This is a genomic window from Pseudooceanicola atlanticus (genome assembly GCF_000768315.1).
GTDB lineage: Bacteria > Pseudomonadota > Alphaproteobacteria > Rhodobacterales > Rhodobacteraceae > Pseudooceanicola > Pseudooceanicola atlanticus.
Genome location: NZ_AQQX01000004.1, coordinates 206,417 through 225,230, shown reverse-complemented (window position 1 = coordinate 225,230; position 18,814 = coordinate 206,417). Strand labels below are relative to the sequence as shown.

At 64.4% G+C, this 18,814-nt stretch carries 18 protein-coding genes and 1 tRNA gene; 14 read left to right on the top strand and 5 right to left on the bottom strand.

What is annotated here, in order from left to right:
* Positions 1 to 19 precede the first annotated feature (19 nt).
* From ATO9_RS12215 to ATO9_RS12205, 3 genes are all read left to right on the top strand, one after another.
* Complete coding sequence (locus ATO9_RS12215; protein WP_043749219.1) at positions 20 to 1,138, top strand: type III PLP-dependent enzyme; 1,119 nt, start codon at positions 20 to 22, stop codon at positions 1,136 to 1,138.
* 68 nt (positions 1,139 to 1,206) lie between these two features.
* Positions 1,207 to 3,501 (top strand): xanthine dehydrogenase family protein molybdopterin-binding subunit, encoded by a 2,295-nt coding sequence (locus ATO9_RS12210; protein ID WP_043749217.1) that lies wholly within the window; start codon positions 1,207 to 1,209, stop codon positions 3,499 to 3,501.
* Positions 3,482 to 4,543 carry a DUF2235 domain-containing protein gene (locus ATO9_RS12205; protein ID WP_043749215.1) on the top strand — a complete coding sequence of 354 codons (1,062 nt, stop codon included), beginning with the start codon at positions 3,482 to 3,484 and terminating at the stop codon, positions 4,541 to 4,543. Before ATO9_RS12210 ends, ATO9_RS12205 begins: the two co-directional genes overlap by 20 nt.
* Positions 4,544 to 4,562: 19 nt before the next feature.
* Here the strand turns inward: ATO9_RS12205 and ATO9_RS12200 are convergent, their stop codons facing one another.
* Positions 4,563 to 5,030 carry a PaaI family thioesterase gene (locus tag ATO9_RS12200; protein ID WP_052418278.1) on the bottom strand — a complete coding sequence of 156 codons (468 nt, stop codon included), beginning with the start codon at positions 5,028 to 5,030 and terminating at the stop codon, positions 4,563 to 4,565.
* A 72-nt stretch (positions 5,031 to 5,102) separates the two neighbouring features.
* Positions 5,103 to 5,969, bottom strand: coding sequence for a methylenetetrahydrofolate reductase [NAD(P)H] (gene metF, locus ATO9_RS12195; protein ID WP_043749214.1), 867 nt, complete (start codon positions 5,967 to 5,969; stop codon positions 5,103 to 5,105).
* A 91-nt stretch (positions 5,970 to 6,060) separates the two neighbouring features.
* Here metF and ATO9_RS12190 point away from each other — a divergent pair, with 91 nt between their 5' ends.
* Both ATO9_RS12190 and ATO9_RS12185 read left to right on the top strand, forming a co-directional pair.
* Entirely contained in the window at positions 6,061 to 6,966 is a 906-nt protein-coding gene (locus tag ATO9_RS12190; RefSeq protein ID WP_043749212.1) for a LysR family transcriptional regulator, read from the top strand.
* A 173-nt stretch (positions 6,967 to 7,139) separates the two neighbouring features.
* Positions 7,140 to 7,928, top strand: a complete 789-nt coding sequence (locus ATO9_RS12185) for an inositol monophosphatase family protein (RefSeq protein ID WP_043749210.1) — start codon at positions 7,140 to 7,142, stop codon at positions 7,926 to 7,928.
* 12 nt (positions 7,929 to 7,940) lie between these two features.
* Here the strand turns inward: ATO9_RS12185 and ATO9_RS12180 are convergent, their stop codons facing one another.
* Entirely contained in the window at positions 7,941 to 8,300 is a 360-nt protein-coding gene (locus ATO9_RS12180; RefSeq protein ID WP_043749206.1) for a GFA family protein, read from the bottom strand.
* Positions 8,297 to 9,043, bottom strand: coding sequence for a rhomboid family intramembrane serine protease (locus ATO9_RS12175; RefSeq protein WP_043749204.1), 747 nt, complete (start codon positions 9,041 to 9,043; stop codon positions 8,297 to 8,299). The genes ATO9_RS12180 and ATO9_RS12175 overlap by 4 nt, the downstream gene beginning before the upstream one ends.
* A 201-nt stretch (positions 9,044 to 9,244) precedes the next feature.
* On the opposite strand from ATO9_RS12175, the gene ATO9_RS12170 reads away from it, so the two are divergent.
* Positions 9,245 to 9,328 (top strand) — tRNA-Leu (locus ATO9_RS12170).
* A gap of 29 nt (positions 9,329 to 9,357) precedes the next feature.
* Here ATO9_RS12170 and ATO9_RS12165 read toward each other — a convergent pair.
* Entirely contained in the window at positions 9,358 to 10,287 is a 930-nt protein-coding gene (locus ATO9_RS12165; RefSeq protein ID WP_043749203.1) for a carbohydrate kinase family protein, read from the bottom strand.
* Positions 10,288 to 10,484: 197 nt separating this feature from the next.
* Between ATO9_RS12165 and ATO9_RS12160 the strand changes: the two genes are divergently transcribed.
* The 8 genes from ATO9_RS12160 (at position 10,485) to ATO9_RS12125 (ending at position 18,766) form a co-directional block, all read left to right on the top strand.
* Positions 10,485 to 11,510, top strand: a complete 1,026-nt coding sequence (locus tag ATO9_RS12160) for a LacI family DNA-binding transcriptional regulator (RefSeq protein ID WP_043749200.1) — start codon at positions 10,485 to 10,487, stop codon at positions 11,508 to 11,510.
* A 97-nt stretch (positions 11,511 to 11,607) separates the two neighbouring features.
* Positions 11,608 to 12,909 (top strand): ABC transporter substrate-binding protein, encoded by a 1,302-nt coding sequence (locus ATO9_RS12155; RefSeq protein ID WP_043749198.1) that lies wholly within the window; start codon positions 11,608 to 11,610, stop codon positions 12,907 to 12,909.
* 104 nt (positions 12,910 to 13,013) lie between these two features.
* On the top strand, positions 13,014 to 13,880 hold the full coding sequence (locus ATO9_RS12150; protein ID WP_043749195.1) for a carbohydrate ABC transporter permease: 867 nt from the start codon (positions 13,014 to 13,016) through the stop codon (positions 13,878 to 13,880).
* A 14-nt stretch (positions 13,881 to 13,894) separates the two neighbouring features.
* Entirely contained in the window at positions 13,895 to 14,725 is an 831-nt protein-coding gene (locus tag ATO9_RS12145) for a carbohydrate ABC transporter permease (protein ID WP_043749194.1), read from the top strand.
* Positions 14,726 to 14,771: 46 nt separating this feature from the next.
* Positions 14,772 to 15,776 (top strand): ABC transporter ATP-binding protein, encoded by a 1,005-nt coding sequence (locus ATO9_RS12140; RefSeq protein WP_043749193.1) that lies wholly within the window; start codon positions 14,772 to 14,774, stop codon positions 15,774 to 15,776.
* Positions 15,773 to 16,546 (top strand): L-iditol 2-dehydrogenase, encoded by a 774-nt coding sequence (locus ATO9_RS12135; RefSeq protein ID WP_043749191.1) that lies wholly within the window; start codon positions 15,773 to 15,775, stop codon positions 16,544 to 16,546. Before ATO9_RS12140 ends, ATO9_RS12135 begins: the two co-directional genes overlap by 4 nt.
* A gap of 25 nt (positions 16,547 to 16,571) precedes the next feature.
* Positions 16,572 to 18,041, top strand: coding sequence for a mannitol dehydrogenase family protein (locus ATO9_RS12130; protein WP_043749190.1), 1,470 nt, complete (start codon positions 16,572 to 16,574; stop codon positions 18,039 to 18,041).
* A gap of 158 nt (positions 18,042 to 18,199) precedes the next feature.
* Positions 18,200 to 18,766, top strand: coding sequence for a hypothetical protein (locus ATO9_RS12125; protein ID WP_043749187.1), 567 nt, complete (start codon positions 18,200 to 18,202; stop codon positions 18,764 to 18,766).
* The last annotated feature ends 48 nt before the right edge of the window (positions 18,767 to 18,814 follow it).

Here is an 18,814-nt window from a genome sequence, read left to right as displayed (position 1 = left end):
CAACAGGAGACCCGCACAGATGAAGCACAGCCCGCTGACCACGCCCGAAGGATATCTGAACGACAACCGGCCCGATCAGCCGGTTCTCTTTTTCTGCCCCGAGATGCTGCACGCCCAGGCACGTCGGTTCCAGGACGGGTTTCCGGGGCTGGTGACCTATGCGGTCAAGGCGAACCCGGACCCGGTGGTGCTGGACAACCTCGTCGCGGCGGGGATCGACACGTTCGACGTGGCCTCGCCTGCGGAGATGGCTGCGGTCAGGGCCGCGCATCCGGGCGCGCGTTTGCATTACAACAACCCGGTCCGATCGGAGGCGGAGATCGCGGCGGCGCGGGATTTCGGCATCGCCTCGGCCTCGGTCGACGACAGGGCGGGGCTGGAGGCGGTGGCCGGGCTGGGCTGCGAGATCGCGGTGCGGTTCAAGCTGCCGGTCGCCGGGGCCGCCTACGACTTCGGGTCGAAATTCGGCGCCACGCCGGTGGAGGCGGAGGACTTGCTGCGCCGGGCCGCAGATCTGGGCGTGCCACTGGCGATGACCTTTCATCCGGGCACGCAATGCGATGATCCTGCCGCCTGGGTGGCCTATATCGAGGCCGCGGCGCAGATCGCGGCGCGCGCCGGGGTGCGGCTCGCCCGGCTGAACGTGGGCGGCGGGTTTCCGGCACACAGGCAGGGGAATGCGCCGGACCTCGAGGTGATCTTTGCCCGGATCGCCGGGGCCGTGGCGCGGGCCTTCGGGGCGGATGCGCCTGCGCTGGTCTGCGAGCCGGGCCGCGCCATGGTGGCCGAAGCGTTCTGCCTGGCAACGCGCGTCAAGGCGATCCGTGACAGCGGCGCGGTCTTCCTGAACGATGGCATCTATGGCGGGCTTTCCGAATTGCGTGATATCGGGCCGACCGACCGGCTGACCTGCCTGTCGCCCGACGGCACGCACCGGGCCGGAGCGCCGGTGGAACGGATTATCTTTGGACCGACCTGCGATTCCCTGGATCGTCTGCCCGCGCCGGTGCCGTTGCCGCGGGATCTGCAGAATGGTGATTACGTGATCGTTTCGGGGATGGGGGCCTATTCGCTGTCCATCGCGACGCGGTTCAACGGTTACGGGCTGGACCGTCCGGTGGCCGTCAGCGCGTTCTGATCCGCTCCCCTCTGGACACTCTGGTTCGGCCCGCTAGTGTCGCCCCTGAGGTCGCAGGAGAGGATGCCATGGAAAAGTTCGGGCTTAGCCAGTCTGTCACGCGTGTCGAAGATGTCCGGTTGCTGACCGGCCATGGGCGCTATGTCGATGACATCACCCCCGACGGTGCGTTGCATCTATACGTTCTGCGCTCTCCGGTGGCGCATGCGACGATCACCGAACTGAACCTGGATGCCGCGCGGGAAACCGATGGCGTGCACCTGGTGGCCGCGGCCGAGGACCTGCATGCGGCGGGAATCACCGACGGCTTGTCCTGCACGCTGGCGCCGAACCGCGACGGCACGAAGGGGGCGAACCCGAAACATCCCATCCTGGCCGAGGGCAAGGTGTTCTTCGTGGGCCAGCCAGTCGCGCTGATCGTGGCAGAGACCCTGGAGGCGGCCAAGGATGCCGCCGACCTGATCGAGTTCGACTATGACGAATTGCCGGCCCAGATGGCGCTGGCCAAGGGCGATGTCGACCTGCACGACGAAGCGCCGGGCAACCTGGGCGTCGACTATCTGCTGGGCCGCGAAGACGAGACCAAGGCCGCCTTCGATGCCGCCGCCCACGTGGTGCGGGCCGAGGTGGTGGACAACCGCGTCATGGTCGCGTCGCTTGAACCGCGCGGCGGCTTTGCCGAGTGGAAAGACGACCGTATCCACCTGGAAATGAACGGTCAGGGCGTCTGGGGTCCCAAGCGGGAGCTGGGCAAGCTGATGGGCCTAGAGACCGAGCAGGTCCATGTGACCACGTCCGATGTGGGCGGCGGGTTCGGCATGAAGGCCAAGCTCTATCCCGAACATGTCATGGCAGCCTATGCGGCGCGGTTCCTGGACCGGCCGGTGCGCTGGATGGCGGACCGGACCGAGTCGATGCTGGCCGACAATGGCGCGCGCGATCTGACCCACGAGGTCGCGCTGGCCTTTGACGCCGATCACAAGCTGACGGGCTATCACGTCAAGACGAAGTACAACCTTGGCGCCTTCAACTCGAATTTCGGGCAGATGATCCAGACCTACCTGTTCGGTCGCGTCCTGATGGGGGTCTACGATTGCCAGGCCGCGCTGCTGGAGGCCGAGGGTTATTACACCAACACCACGCCCACCGATGCCTATCGCGGGGCCGGGCGGCCCGAGGCGATTTTCCTGCTGGAGCGGGCGATGGATTACGCGGCGCGCGACCTGGGTGTCGATCCGTGGGAGCTGCGCAAGAAGAACTTCATCGCGCCCAAGGCCTTCCCCTACAAGACCGTGACCGACGAGCTTTACGATGTGGGCGAATTCGAACGCCTGCTGGACCGGTCCGCCGATTTCTGCGACCGCGACGGTTTCGCCGCCCGGCGCGAGGCCAGTGCGGCCGAGGGCAAATTGCGCGGCCTGGGGCTGTGCTACTATATCGAAAGCATTTTGGGCGATCCTTCGGAAACCGCGAAAGTGGAGTTCAACGAGGATGGCACCGTGACGATCTATGTCGGCACCCAGTCGAACGGGCAGGGCCATGAAACGGTCTATGCCCGGTTCCTGTCCGATCAGTCCGGCATCCCGATGGAGGATATCCGGGTCGTTCAGGGCGACAGTGACCGGATCGCCAAGGGCGGCGGGACCGGCGGGTCGCGGTCCGTCACCACGCAATCCAACGCGACGCTGGCCGTGGTCGGCAAGATGGTCGATGTGTTCGGCGATTTCCTGGCCGACAAGATGGACGTGAAGCGCGACGATGTCAGCTTTGACGACGAGGCGTTCCGCATCAAGGGATCGAACGCCGCGCCGACGATGGTCGACGTCGCCGAAATGGCGCGCGAGGCGGGCCGCGAGGACCTGCTGCGCCACGAGGAAACCGCGAAACTGCCGGGCCGGTCCTACCCGAACGGCGCCCATGTCGCAGAGGTCGAGGTCGACCCCGATACCGGCCGGGTCGAGGTCGTGGCCTATTCGGTCGTCGATGATTTCGGCAACCTGATCAACCCGATGCTGGCGCAGGGCCAGGTGCATGGCGGCGTCGCCCAGGGCCTGGGGCAGGCGATCTGCGAGAACGTCACCTATGACGAGGATGGCCAGCTTCTGACGGCCAGCTTCATGGATTACGCGATGCCGCGGGCCAAGGACGTGCCGTTTGTCGGGTTCACCACCGAACCCGTGCCCTCGACCGCGAACCCGATGGGAATGAAGGGCTGCGGGGAGGCCGGCACGGTCGGCGCCATGGCGGCCACCGCCAACGCGGTGATGGATGCGCTCGCACAGCGCGGGGTGACACGGGCCGACATGCCCTTCACGCCGCTGCGGGTCTGGGAGATGCTGAAGGATGCTGAACCGGCTCAGTGATGGACTGCTGAGGATTGTCCGGCCCCGCTGGCTGTTCCGTCAGCGCCGGTCGGCACCGGGTGCCCGGCGCGGGCCGGTTACGCATGTTGTCATCCTCGACGGGACGATGTCGTCGATGGAAGAGGGTGACGAAAGCAATGTCGGCCTGATCTACCGGCTGCTGTCGGAACAGATGGGGCCGGATCTGTCGCTCTATTACGAGGCGGGGATCCAGTGGCGCAGCTGGCGCAACACCCACGAGGTTCTGATGGGGCGTGGCATCAACCGGCAAATCCGCCGCGCCTATGGCTACCTGGCCTCGCGCTATCGGCCCGGGGACCGGATCTTCCTGTTCGGCTATTCACGAGGCGCCTACGCGGTGCGGTCACTGGCGGGCATCCTGGATCGGGTCGGGCTGGTGCGCGCCGATCAGGCGACGGAACGCAACATCCAGCTGGCCTATCGCCACTACCAGGCGGGCGGCAAGAGCCAGGCCGCCGGGGCCTTTTCGCGGATGAATTGCCACGAGGATGCGGTGGTCGAGATGATCGGCGCCTTCGACACGGTGAAATCTCTGGGCCTGCGCCTGCCGTTCCTGTGGAAACTGACGGAACCACGCCATGCCTTTCACAACCATGCCCTGTCCCGCTGCGTGAAGGCCGGGTTCCACGCCCTGGCGCTTGAGGAAACCCGCGACGTCTATGCCCCCGTCATGTGGAGCAGCGATCCCGACTGGTCCGGCCGGTTGGAACAGGTCTGGTTCGGTGGCACCCATGGCGATGTGGGGGGGCATCTGGGCGGCTTTGCCCCGGCGCGGCCGCTGGCGAACCTGCCGCTGTTGTGGATGCTGGCCCAGGCAGAGCTGCATGGGCTGAAATTGCCCGAAGGCTGGCGCGACCGGTTCCCCGCGGATGCAGAGGCGCCGTCGGTCGGGATGTGGCGCGGCTTTGGCAAGATGTTCCTGATCCGCCACAAGCGGGTGGTCGGAGAGGACCCGTCGGAACGTCTGCACGAAAGCGCCATCCAGCGGGGGCTGACCCTGCCGCAGGGTCTGACCGCCTGACGCGGTCCGGTGCCGCCCGTCAGCCGGGCAGGGGCATCACGATACAGGTGGTGGAGCCGGTGGCGTATAGCTTGCCATCTTCGCGGCCCCGGATCTCGCTGCTGGCGATCCCGGTGGAGCGACCCACATGCTGGGCCAGCCCGATGGCGTCGACCTCCATCCCGAGGGGGATGGGGCGGATGATATTCACCTTGTATTCCAATGTCGTATAGGTCGATCCGGCAGGGACGCGGGTAGCCACGGCACAGGCCATGCAGCTGTCCAGCAGGGTGCCGTACCAGCCGCCGTGCACCGTGCCCATCGGGTTGCAATATTCCGGTGTGGCGGTGCCGGTGAACACGACGCGGCCCCCTTCGACCGCGGTGATCCGATAATTCAGCAGTTTGGCGATAGCGGGGCCTTCGCGTTCCCCGGCCAGCATCATCTGCATCATTTCCAGACCGGAATACCGGGCGCTGCCGTGGCCCATGTTCACCTGTGCATCCATGAAAAATCCTCCCGCGCAGGGGGAGCGTAGTCCCGCTGCGTGGAAGGATCAACCGCAGAGCGGATTTTGGTCTCAGGCGACGTCGCGCAGGTCGACCTCGGGCGTCACGCCGAGGGCGTGGCAGACGTCGCGGGTCAGTTCCGGCTTGTTCAGCGTGTAGAAGTGCAGCTTGTCCACGCCTTCGTCGATCAGGGCAGTGCACATCTCGGTGCAGAGCGCGGTGGCCAGCAGGTCTTCGCGGTTGTCGCGGGCGGCCTTGTCGAAGGCGTCGTCCAACCATGCGGGAACGTGCGCGCCGCAGCCGATGGCGAATTTGCGCATGCCCTTCCAGTTCTCGATCGGCAGGATGCCGGGGATGATCGGGGCGGTGATACCGGCCTTTTCGCAGCGGTCGCGGAACCGCAGGAAGGTTTCGGTTTCAAAGAAGAACTGGGTGATCCCGTCGGTCGCGCCGGCATCCAGCTTGCGCTTGAGCCAGTCGACGTCAGAGGTGTCCGACACGGCGTCGGGGTGACGTTCGGGGTAGGCGCCCACGTGGATCTTGAACTTGCCCTTGTCAGCCAGCGCCTCGATCAGCTCGACCGAGTTGGCGAAACCGTCGGGATGCGGGGTGAACTTGCCTTCGCCTTTCGGCGGGTCACCACGCAGGGCGACGATCTCGGTCACGCCTGCCTCGGCAAAGCCGTCGGCGATGGCCAGCGTTTCCTCGCGGGTGGCATTCACGCAGGTGAGGTGCGCGGCGACGTTCAGACCGGCATTCTTGTGCAGGGTCGCAACGGCATCGCGGGTCAGGTCACGGGTGGTGCCGCCGGCGCCGTAAGTCACGGAAACGAAGTTCGGATTCAGCGGCGAAAGCACCTGGACGGTGTCCCAGAGACGGAAGGAGGCTTCCAGGTTCTTGGGCGGAAAGAATTCAAAAGAGACAGCAGGCGTGGTCATGGGATTCCCCTCTTATTTCATCTCTTGTCGCAAATTCGGGTTTGTGAGAAAAGCTCATAAACTTCACGAATATCATGAGCCAAACTACTGGATGCACATAGAGTTCCGACATCTCCGCACAATTAAGGCGATTCATGATGCAGGCGGGCTCCAGAAGGCCGCGGACATCCTTCATATAACACAGTCCGCGCTGTCTCACCAAATCAAGGGCCTGGAGGACCAGGCGGGGGTGGAGCTGTTCGTACGCCGGTCCAAGCCGCTGAAGCTGTCGGCGGCGGGGCACCGGATGCTGCGCCTGGCCGAACGTATCCTGCCCGAGATCGACGCCCTTGAGGCGGAGTTCGAGGCGCTGGAGGAAGGCATCGCAGGCCGCATGCATGTCGCCCTGGAATGTCACGCCTGTTATGACTGGCTGTTCCCGGTGCTGGAACAGTTCCGCCGCGCCTGGCCCGAGGTCGATGTCGACATCCGCCCTGGCCTGTCCTTCGGCGCGATGGAGGCGCTGCACAAGGAAGAGGTCGATGTCGTGATCTCCTCCGACCCGGAGGACGATCCGGATTTCTCGTTCCGGCCTCTCTTCGACTATTCGCCGGTCTTCGTCGCCGCGGCAGGGCATCGCCTGGCCGAGAAGCCCTTTGTCGAGGCGGAGGATTTCGAGGACGAAACCTTGCTGACCTACCCGGTCGATAAGACGCGGCTGGATGTCTACAAGATGCTGTTGCAGCCCGAAGGTGTCGAACCGGCCCATATCCGCAAGGTCGAACTGACGCCGATGATCCTGATGCTGGTCGCCTCGGGGCGGGGGGTGTCGGTGTTGCCGGACTGGGTGCTGAACGATGCCCGGCGCAGCCCGGATTTCATCACCCGCCCGCTGACCGAAAAGGGCATGACGCGCCGGATGTTCGCCGCCACGCGGGCCGAGGAAGCCGACAAGCCGTACCTGGCCCATTTCGTGCGCCTGGCCCGGACCGAGGCGGTGAAGCTGCAGCGCGGGTAGGGCGTTACGGGCGGATGGATCGGGGCCATGGTGGGGCTTGGGAGCGCCGTCGGCCATGAGTTCACACACGCCGAAAATGACGTCCCGGCGCGGGCAGGGCCCTGCATCGTCCTGCCCCCTTGGCAAGTGTGCCCCTGCGGTCTATACGCGCCACCTGTTACAGGAGCCCGCCCATGACCCTCAGCGCCAATATCAACGTGATGAAGAAAGCCGCCCGCAAGGCTGGCCGCAGCCTGGTCAAGGACTTCCGGGAGGTCGAGAACCTCCAGGTGTCGATGAAGGGCGCCGGCGACTTTGTCAGCCGTGCCGATATCGCGGCCGAGGAGATCATCAAGGCAGAGCTGATGGAAGCCCGCCCCTCCTATGGTTGGGTCGGTGAGGAAGGCGGCGAAGAGGCGGGCCGTGATCCGACCCGCCGCTGGATCGTCGATCCGCTGGACGGCACGACGAACTTCCTGCACGGCCTGCCGCATTGGGCCGTGTCGATCGCCCTGGAACACAAGGGCCAGATCGTGGCCGGTGTCGTTTACGACGCCGCCAAGGACGAGATGTTCTTTGCCGAGAAGGGTGAGGGCGCCTGGATGAACGAAAGCCGGATCCGCGTGTCGTCGCGGTCGCGGATGATCGAGTCGATCTTCGCCACCGGCGTGCCCTTTGGCGGCCGTTCGGACCTGCCAGCCACTCTTCAGGACCTTGCGCGCCTGATGCCGGCCTGTGCCGGCGTCCGTCGCTGGGGATCGGCCGCGCTCGACCTCGCCTACGTGGCCGCCGGCCGCTACGAGGGGTTCTGGGAACGTCGCCTGAACGCCTGGGACATGGCGGCCGGACTGATCATCCTGCGCGAAGCGGGCGGCCTGGTCGATGCGCTGCGCCCGGGTGAAGATATCCTGACCAGCGGCGAGGTCATCGGCGCCAACGAGGCGATCTTCGAACAATTCTCCAAGGTGATCCGCAACGCCTGATCGCCGCGGCGATCACAGCGGAACGTCCCGCCCCATGAACCAGGGGAAAGGCCCGTGCTTCGACGGGTCAACCCCGTCGAGTGCGCCGAGGTTGACCGCATATTCCCCCGCATCGCCGCGCCGGCGGTGATGGGTGTAGATGCCGCAGGTCTTGCAGAAGTAATGCTCTGCCGTTTGCGTCCCCCATTGGTAGAGCGTCAGATTCTCCGCGCCCTTCACGACCCGGACCCCGTCGGGGGCTGCGGTGACCGCCACGGCGCCGCGCCGCCGGCAGAAGCTGCAATTGCAGCGCCGTGCGCCTGTCAGGCCGCTGGCCAGCTCCACCTCGAGCTCGACGGCGCCGCAATGGCAGGTCAGGTGCTGCACGTTCATTTTCGTCTCCGCACGCGGGGCACGTTGGTCCGTTCAAAATTGTAGGCCGCTTCGGGGTGGGGCGGATGGCCGTGGGTCTGGCTCCAGAATGCGGTGCCGCCAAGCCTGAAAAAGATCGGCATGGCCAGCAGGAAGCCGACGATGAAGCCACCTGCATGCGCCCAGTAGGCGACGCCGCCCGCGTTCAAATCCGCGCCCAGCCCGTTGAAGAATTGCAGTCCGAACCAGATGCCCAGCATGACCCAGGCGGGGACGGGAATGACCTTGAAGATCACGATGAAGATGAACAGGATGTCGACCCGCGCCTTGGGGAAGAGCAGCAGGTAGCCTCCCATCACACCGGCGATCGCCCCCGAGGCACCGACCATCGGCACCGGCGAATAGGGCGCCGCGATATATTGCGCGAGGCCCGCCCCCAGCCCGGAGGCGAGGTAGAAGACGAGATAGCCGAAATGGCCCATCTCATCCTCGAGGTTGTCGCCGAAGATCCACAGAAACAGCATGTTACCGGCCAGGTGCATGAAGCCGCCATGCAGGAACATCGAGGTCAAGAAGGTCCCCCAGCCGTCCCCGGAGGACACGCGCGCCGGGATCAACGCCCAGTCCGCGAAAAAGGCGTTCAGGGCCGCCGGGGATTGCAGCGCAGTGGAATAGAAAATGAAAATGGCCACGTTGGCGGCGATCAGCAGCCAGGTGACATAGGGCGTGCGCCCCGACGGGTTATGGTCGCGCAGAGGAAACATGGATCAACGCTGTTCCGTCGCGCCGCAGAGGTCAAGCCAAAGCCTTGACCGGACAGCATTTGTCACATGGGGCGGGCAGCCGGGACACGGTGGTCCCGCGCCGGGCGCACGGCGCGAAATTCTTGGGGCGAGAGCCGGGATGCGGTCTTTCGCATGGACGCGCGGGCAGGTAATGTCCGCCAGACGTTGGCACGCCGACGGGCCCGCGTGGTGGAATGGTAGACACAGGGGACTTAAAATCCCTAGGCTTATGCCGTGCCGGTTCGAGTCCGGCCGCGGGTACCACGAAGACTTCTGGCGATTTCCGATAAATCTCAGCCCAGTTCCTTCGCCCATGGCGGGTTCGCCCCGCTGCGCGAGACGGTGATGGCTGCCGCGCGGGTGCCGAGCGTGAGGGCTGCGCGGAGGTCATCTTCGGACAAATTTGGTAACGCCTCAGGTGTCAGGGCCCCCAGATCCGACAGGCGGGCGAGCAGGCCGGCGTTGAAAGTATCTCCCGCCCCGACGGTGTCGGCGACCTCGACTGGCGTGGCGGCGACGCTGACCTCGGTTCCGCTCGACAAGTACCCGGTCGCGCCATCCTTGCCGCGGGTCAGGACGACCAGCGCGGGTCCCATGTCGTGCAGCGATGCGATCTGGCGGGGCAGGTCGCCCGCATCGGGGAGCAGCCAGTCCAGGTCCTCGTCGGACACCTTGACGATATCGGTGCGGGCCAGCATCGCGGTCAGCCGGGCGCGGTAAGCCTCGGGATCGGTGATGAAACCGGGGCGGATATTCGGGTCCAGCATGACCGCGCGGTCGTTCCCGGCCTTGTCCAGCAGGCTGGCATAGGCATCGGCGCAGGGAGTGCTCATCAGGCTGATGCCGCCGAAGAAGAGTGCTGTCACTTCCGGCCCGATCTCGGGCATATCGGCGGGAGCAAGCATGCGACCGGCCGAGTTTTCGTCGTAGAATTCGTAGGTTGCGTGGCCATTCTGCAGCTGCACGAAGGCGAGGGTCGTGTGCCGGTCCGAGGTGATGGCATAGCCGTTGTCGACGTGGCTGGCATGCAGCGCGTCGCGCAACTGGCGGCCGAACAGGTCGGAGGAGAGACCGGTCAGCAGACCCGCAGGCGCGCCGAGACGGCCAAGTGCGATGGCGGTGTTGAACACGGCCCCGCCGGGAAAGGGCACGAAGCCGTCGCGTCCGGCTGTCGTCCCGTGCGGGATCATGTCGATCAGGGCTTCGCCACAACACAGGATCATTGGATCCTCCCTTATTTCGGCGACCGGCGGGTCGCTCTGTTCCTCCGCCAGCGAGATGATCGCATCGCGCTGCTCCGGCTACATAATCACACGAAGTTCAGGGACATGACAGTTGATTTTTTACGCGCGGCAAGAAATGGTTGAGGTATGACAAGTTTTTTCTTCGCTTCAAGAAAATTTGACGGTACTTGGTTGGGATGACGGGCAAGAAGATCAGAAACATGGACGAATTCGCCTCGGTCAGCGGCATCTCGCGCCCGACCTTGTCGAAGTATTTCCATGATCCGGCCAGCGTGCGGGCCTCGACCCGGGCGAAGGTCGAAAAGGCGCTGGAAACCTACGATTACACGCCCAACATCTTTGCCATGAACCAGAACCGCAAGCTGACGAAAAACGTTGGTATCGTGGTGCCTTATCTGGCCGACCCGTTCTTTGCCGAGATCGCCAGGAACCTCGAACAGCGCTGCATTGCGGCTGGCTACAGGCCCAGCCTGCATTCCTCGCACGGGCAGCCGGCGCTGGAGAATGACATCTTCGACAGCCTGCGGTCGATCAAGCCCGCGGGCGTCCTTCTGGCGCCGCTGGGACGTGCGTCGGACCGGCGCGCGGTCGAGAAGTTCTGCGAACAAATTCCGACCGTCCTGTTCGACAGTCACTTGCAGGGGATGGGGCTGGCCTTTGTCGGGTCGGACAACCCGCAATTCGTCCGCCTTATGGTGGATTACCTGTGCCGTACGGGCGAACCGCCCTGTTTCTTCGAAATGAAGCACCCGTCGAACCCGAACGCCAACAAGCGGCGGCAGAGCTACATCCAATCGATGGAGGAGCTGGGCCATACGCCGCATATCTTCCAGGCCGAGGGCGAGGGCTGGGATTTCGAAGAGATCGGGCGCCGCGAAGGTGGGCGGGCACTGGCCTCCGGTGCGTTTTCCACGAACACGATCCTGTGCAGCAATGACCGCCTTGCGATCGGCTTCCTGACGGCATGTTACGAACAGAATATCCGCGTCGGCATCGGAGAGGATTGCCAGATCCGGGTTGCGGGGCAGGACGATCACCCGTTCTCGCGCTTTACTTGCCCGCCGCTGACGACTGTGGCGCAGGATTACGAATCCATTTCGCGCCGGTCGGTCGAGATCCTGTTTCGTGCTATAGAAGGTGAGGTCCATGCCCACGAGGATACCTTCTTTGAAGGGCGGCTCGTCATGCGCAGTTCGGCCTGATCTCCGTCAAAAGTTGCCGCGCGTAAAATTTATTTTGACAGCGCGTTTAGTTCTGCCTAGCCTTGCCGTCACACATCCAAACTTAGGGAGGATTCGGATGTTTTTGAGGAACGCACTTCGTGCGGCTACTGCGCTTACCCTTGTAACTGCTGCGGCAGCGCAGGCCGACACGATCACCATCGCAACCGTGAACAATGGCGACATGATCCGGATGCAGGGTCTGACCGACAATTTCACCGAAGCGACCGGCCACGAGGTCGAGTGGGTCACGCTTGAGGAAAACGTCCTGCGCCAGCGCGTGACGACCGATATCACCACCAAGGGCGGCCAGTTCGACATCATGACGATCGGCATGTACGAAACGCCGATCTGGGCCAAGAACGGCTGGCTTGTCGCCCTGGATGACCTGGGCGAGGATTACGACGTCGACGACCTGCTGCCCGCCATGCGCAACGGCCTGAGCTATGACGGCACGCTCTACGCGGCGCCGTTCTACGGCGAAAGCTCCATGATCATGTACCGGACGGACCTGATGGAAGCGGCCGGGCTGGAGATGCCCGAAGCGCCCACCTGGGAGTTCATCCGTGACGCCGCCGTCGCGATGACCGACAAGGACAACGAGATCTATGGCATCTGCCTGCGCGGCAAGGCCGGCTGGGGCGAGAACATGGCCTTCCTGACCGCCATGTCCAACTCCTTCGGGGCGCGCTGGTTCGACGAGAACTGGCAGGCGCAGTTCGACAGCGACGCCTGGAACGAAACCCTGACCTTCTACCTCGACATGATGGACAAGGCCGGCCCTCCGGGCGCGTCCAACAATGGTTTCAACGAGAACCTGTCGCTGTTCCAGCAGGGCAAGTGCGGCATGTGGATCGACGCGACCGTCGCGGCCTCCTTCGTGACGAACCCCGACGATTCCACCGTAGCCGACAAGGTCGGCTTCGCGCTGGCCCCCGATACCGGCAAGGGCAAGCGCGGCAACTGGCTCTGGGCCTGGGCGCTGGCGATCCCGGCGGGCACCGACAACGAAGGTGCCGCGAAGGAGTTCATCGAATGGGCCACATCCAAGGCCTATATCGAGCTTGTGGCCTCGGAAGAGGGCTGGGCCTACGTTCCCCCGGGCGCGCGCGTCTCGCTCTATGAGAACCCGAACTACAAGGACATCCCCTTCGCGGAGATGACCCTGAAGTCGATTCAGTCCGCCGACCCGATCGAACCGACGGTCGATCCGGTGCCGTACCAGGGTGTCCAGTTCGTGGCCATTCCGGAATTCGCGGGCTTCGCGACCGAAGTGGGCCAGGAATTCTCGGCAGCGCTTGCCGGGCAGCAATCGGCGGACGAAGCGTTGGAAAAGGCACAGGCCCTGACCACCGACGCCATGGAAGCCGCCGGCTATTGAGGCCGTCGAGGCAGGGGGCGTGACGCGCCCCCTGTTTTCCAACACCATCACGTCAATCAGCGACAACCGGCAGCATCAAAGGCTGTCACCGGAGGAGGTGCCCCATGGCGACCAAGGCTTCACGATCCGCGGCCCGTCTGATGATGGCCCCTGCGGTGGTACTGCTACTGGGATGGATGCTCGTCCCGCTGACGATGACGATCTACTTCTCGTTCAAGAAATACCTGCCGCTTCGGGGCGGCGACCTGGGATGGGTCGGGTTCGACAACTATGCCCGCTTCCTGTCCAGCAGTTCATTCTGGCCCAGCGTGCAGGCGACCCTGCTGATCGTGGGCGGCGTGCTGGCGATCACCGTGGTCTTCGGCGTGTTGCTGGCCATGCTGCTGGATCAGCCGATGTGGGGGCAGGGGGTCGTGCGGATCCTGGTGATCGCACCGTTCTTCGTGATGCCCACCGTGTCTGCGCTGGTCTGGAAGAACATGTTCATGGACCCGGTGAACGGCCTTTTCGCGCATCTTTGGAAGGCCGTGGGCGCCGAACCGATCGCCTGGCTGACCGAAGCCTCGCTGCCCTCGATCATCATGATCGTCAGCTGGCAATGGCTGCCATTCGCGACGCTGATCCTGCTGACCGCGATCCAGTCGCTGGACAGTGAACAGCTGGAAGCGGCCGAGATGGACGGCGCCCCGCCGCTCAAGCGGTTCGGCTATATCATCCTGCCCCACCTGGGGCGTGCGATCACGGTCGTGGTGCTGATCCAGACGATCTTCCTGCTGTCGATCTTCGCCGAGATCTTCGTGACCACCCAGGGCTCCTTCGGGACCAAGACACTGACCTACCTGATCTTCCAGCGCGTGCTGGAAAGCCAGAACGTGGGCCTCGGCTCTGCCGGTGGGGTCTACGCGATCATCCTTGCCAACATCGTCGCGATCTTCCTGATGCGGATCGTCGGCAAGAACCTGGACGCCTGAGGAAGGACCGGATCATGGCACGCTCTGTCACCACCCGCCGCAAGACGATCAACACCGCGCTGGCCTGGGCCATCGGCCTGCTGATTTTCTTCCCGATCCTCTGGACGATCCTGACCAGCTTCAAGACCGAAGGTCAGGCGATCTCGGACCCGCCGGTCTTCCTGTTCTTCGACTGGACGCTGGAGAACTACGCCATCGTGCAGGAACGGTCGAACTATGCCCGGTTCCTGTGGAATTCGATCATCATCGCGGGCGGGTCGACCCTGCTGGGCGTGATCATCGCGGTACCGGCGGCCTGGTCCATGGCCTTCGTGCCCTCGAAGCGGACCAAGGACATCCTGCTGTGGATGCTGTCGACCAAGATGCTGCCGGCGGTCGGGGTTCTTTACCCGATCTACCTGATCTTCATCCGGATGGGGCTGCTGGATACGCGGGTCGGCCTGGTCATCGTGCTGATGCTGATCAATCTGCCGATCATCGTCTGGATGCTCTACACTTATTTCCGCGAAATCCCGGGCGAGATCCTCGAGGCCGCGCGGATGGACGGCGCCACGCTAAAAGAGGAAATCCTCTACGTGCTTACGCCGATGGCGGTGCCGGGCATCGCGTCGACCCTGCTGCTGAACTTCATCCTCGCCTGGAACGAGGCTTTCTGGACGCTCAACCTGACCGCGGCCAAGGCCGGTCCGCTGACGGCCTTCATCGCCAGCTATTCCAGCCCCGAGGGCTTGTTCTACGCCAAGCTCAGCGCGGCCAGCACCATGGCCATCGCGCCGATCCTCATCCTTGGCTGGTTCAGCCAGAAACAGCTGGTCCGTGGACTGACCTTCGGCGCCGTGAAGTAAGGGCCCACGCGCCGCGTCGCGGTCGGGCAACAAAAAGGAAGAACCAATGGGACGCATTACTCTGGACAAGGTGACCAAGAGCTTCGGCGCGGTCGAGGTCATTCCGCCACTGGATCTGACCATCGAAGACGGGGAATTCGCGGTCTTCGTCGGGCCGTCGGGCTGCGGGAAATCCACGCTGCTGCGCCTGATCGCGGGGCTGGAGGACGTGTCGAGCGGCCAGATCCGCATCGACAGCCAGGATGCCACCGCCGTGCCGCCCGCGAAACGGGGCTTGGCGATGGTGTTCCAGTCCTACGCGCTCTATCCGCACATGTCGGTCCGCAAGAACATCGCCTTCCCGCTGAAGATGGCCAAGATGGACCCGGCCGAGATCACCCGCCGGGTCGAGGCCGCGGCATCGGTTCTGAACCTGACCGACTACCTGGATCGCCGCCCGGGGCAATTGTCCGGCGGTCAGCGCCAGCGCGTGGCCATCGGGCGGTCCATCGTCCGCGAACCGGCGGCCTTCCTCTTCGATGAGCCGCTGTCGAACCTCGACGCGGCCCTGCGGGTGGGCATGCGGCTGGAGATCTCCGAGCTGCACAAGCGGCTGGCCACGACGATGATCTACGTCACCCATGACCAGGTCGAGGCGATGACCATGGCCGACAAGATCGTGGTGCTTCAGGCCGGGGTGATCGAACAGGTCGGTAGCCCGCTGGAACTGTACCGCACCCCGCGCAACAAGTTCGTCGCAGGTTTCATCGGAAGCCCCACCATGAACTTCATCGAAGGACCCGAGGCGGCCAAGTACAACGCCCACACCGTCGGCATCCGGCCGGAACATATCGACGTGTCCGAAACCGAAGGGCCTTGGTCCGGCGTCGTCGGGGTGAGCGAACACCTCGGGTCTGACACGTTCTTCCATATCCATGAGACGGGCCTCGCCGAAACGATCACCGTCCGGGCGGGCGGCGAGGTCGGTTTCAACCACGGCGACCGTATCCATCTGACGCCGCGCGAGGACGTCATGCATCGCTTCGACGCCGAAGGGCTGCGGATCGAATGATGCGGCTTGAGGGGAAAACCGCGCTCATCACCGGTGCAGCGCGCGGAATCGGCCTGGCCTTTGCCGAGGCCTATCTGCGCGAGGGCGCGCGCGTGGCGATCGGCGATATCGATATCGACCGGGCCCGCACGGCGGCGGCAGGGCTGGGCGACGGGGCCATCGCCGTCGAGATGGACGTGACCCGGCAGGACAGTATCGACGCGGCGGTCGCGCAGACCGTCGATGCCTTCGGCGGCATCGACATCCTGATCAACAACGCCGCGATCTTCACCGCCGCCCCGATCGACGAGATCACGCGCGAGGATTACGCCCGCACCTTCGACATCAATGTCAGTGGCACGCTCTTCACCATGCAGGCCGTGGCCCGGCACATGATCGAGCGCGGGCAGGGCGGTCGCATCGTCAACATGGCCAGCCAGGCGGGGCGGCGGGGCGAGGCGCTGGTCACGGTCTACTGCGCGACCAAGGCGGCCGTGATCTCGCTGACCCAGTCGGCCGGTCTGAACCTGATCCGGCACGGGATCAACGTGAACGCGATCGCCCCCGGTGTCGTGGACGGCGAACACTGGGACGGCGTCGACGCCTTCTTTGCGAAATACGAGGGCAAGGCCCCCGGCCAGAAGAAGCAGGAGGTCGGCGCCGCCGTGCCCTTCGGCCGCATGGGCCGGGCCGAGGACCTGACCGGCATGGCCGTGTTCCTGGCCTCGGACGAGGCCGCCTACATCGTCGCCCAGACCTACAACGTCGACGGCGGCAACTGGATGAGCTGAGGCGCGCCGCGCCCGAGGATCAAAGATGATGAAGCTGAGCAATGCCACCCTGGATGATCTGCCCGCGGGGATCGAACGCCCCCGCTATGACCGGTCGCAGCTGACGCCGGGGATCGTCCATATCGGGCTGGGCAATTTCCACCGGGCGCATCAGGCTTGGTACCTGCACCGCCTGATGCAGCAGGGCGAGGCGTTGGACTGGGCCATCATCGGTGCGGGCGTACGGCCGTATGACGAGGCGCAGCGGCTCAAGCTCGTGGAGCAGGATTACCTGACGACGCTGATCGAACTGGACCCGGCGGGTGTCTCGGCCGAGGTCGTGGGCTCGATGATCGGCTACGTCCCGATCGTCGAAGGGCACGGTCCGCTGATTGCGCAAATGTCGGACCCTGCGATCCGCATCGTGGCACTGACCGTGACGGAGGGGGGCTATTACCTTGATCCGGCGACGAAATCCTTCGACGTGGATCATCCTGATATTGCGCATGACGCGGCGCATCCGCATACACCCCGCACCGCCTTTGGCGCCATCGTCGCGGCGTTGCGCGCGCGTCGGGACGCAGGCGTCGGGGCCTTTGCCTGTCAATCCTGCGATAACCTGCCGGGCAACGGCCAGCGCCTGAAAGAGGTCGTCGTCACACTTGCCCGCCTGTCCGATCCGGAACTGGCGGACTGGATCGAGGCGCGGGCGAGTTTCCCCAATTCCATGGTCGACTGCATCGTGCCCGCCACCGGAGAGCGGGAACTGGCCCGGGTTCGCAAGATGGGGGTCGAGGATAACGCCCCGGTCACGCACGAAAATTTCCGCCAATGGGTGATCGAGGATGACTTCTGCGCGGGCCGCCCCGATTGGGACCGCGTCGGCGCGACATTCTCTGACCAGGTCCATGATTTCGAGGCGATGAAACTACGGTTGCTGAATGGCGGGCACCAGATCATTGCCGCGCCTGCCGAGGTCCTGTCGATCGACACGATCGCCGAGACGATGGCCCATCCCCGGATCCGTGCGATGTTCCGCAAGGTCGCCACGGATGAGATCGTACCGCAGGTTCATCCCGTGCCCGGAATGACGCCCGCGGCCTATGTCGACCTGATCGAGGTGCGGTTTTCCAACCCCGAGATCCATGACACCGTTCGCCGTGTCGCCTTTGACGGGTCCTCGCGCCACAGCGGCGCGGTCCTGCCCGTGATCCGCGATGCCCTGGCTGCGGGCACCCCGGTGGAGGGGCTGGCGCTGTCCCAGGCGCTCTGGGCGCGGATGTGCGAAGGCACACGAGAGGATGGCACCCAGATCGTCCCCAACGATCCCGTCTGGGATGACCTGCAAGACTTTGCGCGGCAGGTGCGGGAGACACCCTTGGCGTGGCTCAATTTGCGCCAAATCTATGGAACGCTTGGGGAAAACGAGGTTTTCGCCAAGGCCTTCGACGGGTGGCTGCGGATGATCTGGTCCGACGGTGTCGAGGCCGCGTTGGACGCGTATCTCGACCGCTGAGAAGGGGCCGCCAGGCGCTGGCGACGCGGGGGCGCGTCGCATGATGAAAATTGTTCGTGCATTTTCCGGGGTCTATTTGGCTTTCGTTTTGCGATTAAACTGACGGTAAGCCTTCGTCCTCATGGTCATCGCGGTTCCACTTATCAGGAGATGCCGCAATGAAACCAATCTGGCTGGCCGCTGCTCTCGTGCTTTCTGCGCACGGGGTCCATGCGGATCAATATACCGAAACCATGAAATCCTTTGCCCGTGACAACATGAGCTGGGTGAACGATCCGATCGTCGTCGATGCGATCCGGGCCCAGAACATGCGCACCCGCGCGCTGTCTCAGCCCCAGATCGACGAAATGGATCGCAACTGGCGCCAGCAGGTCGGCCTTGCAAGTCGCCCGCTGATCGATCCGGTGCTGAACAATCCGACCTCGGACTTCCTGCGCCGCCATGTCGAAGGCTCCGACGGCATCATGACCGAGGTCTTCCTGATGGACGGTCGCGGCCTGAACGTCGCTGCCTCTGACACGACGTCGGATTACTGGCAGGGCGACGAGGAAAAGTTCAGCGAAACCTATGGCCTGGGCGCCGGGTCCATTCATGTCAGCGACATCGAATACGATGATTCCACCCAGACCTATCAGGGCCAAGTGTCCATCACCATCGTCGACCCCACCAGTGGCGAAGTCATCGGCGCGGCGACCGTCGGCCTGAACGCCGAAATGCTGTTCTGATTGAAGACCGGTGGGGCTGTCGCCCCACCACCCCCGTTACATGTGAAA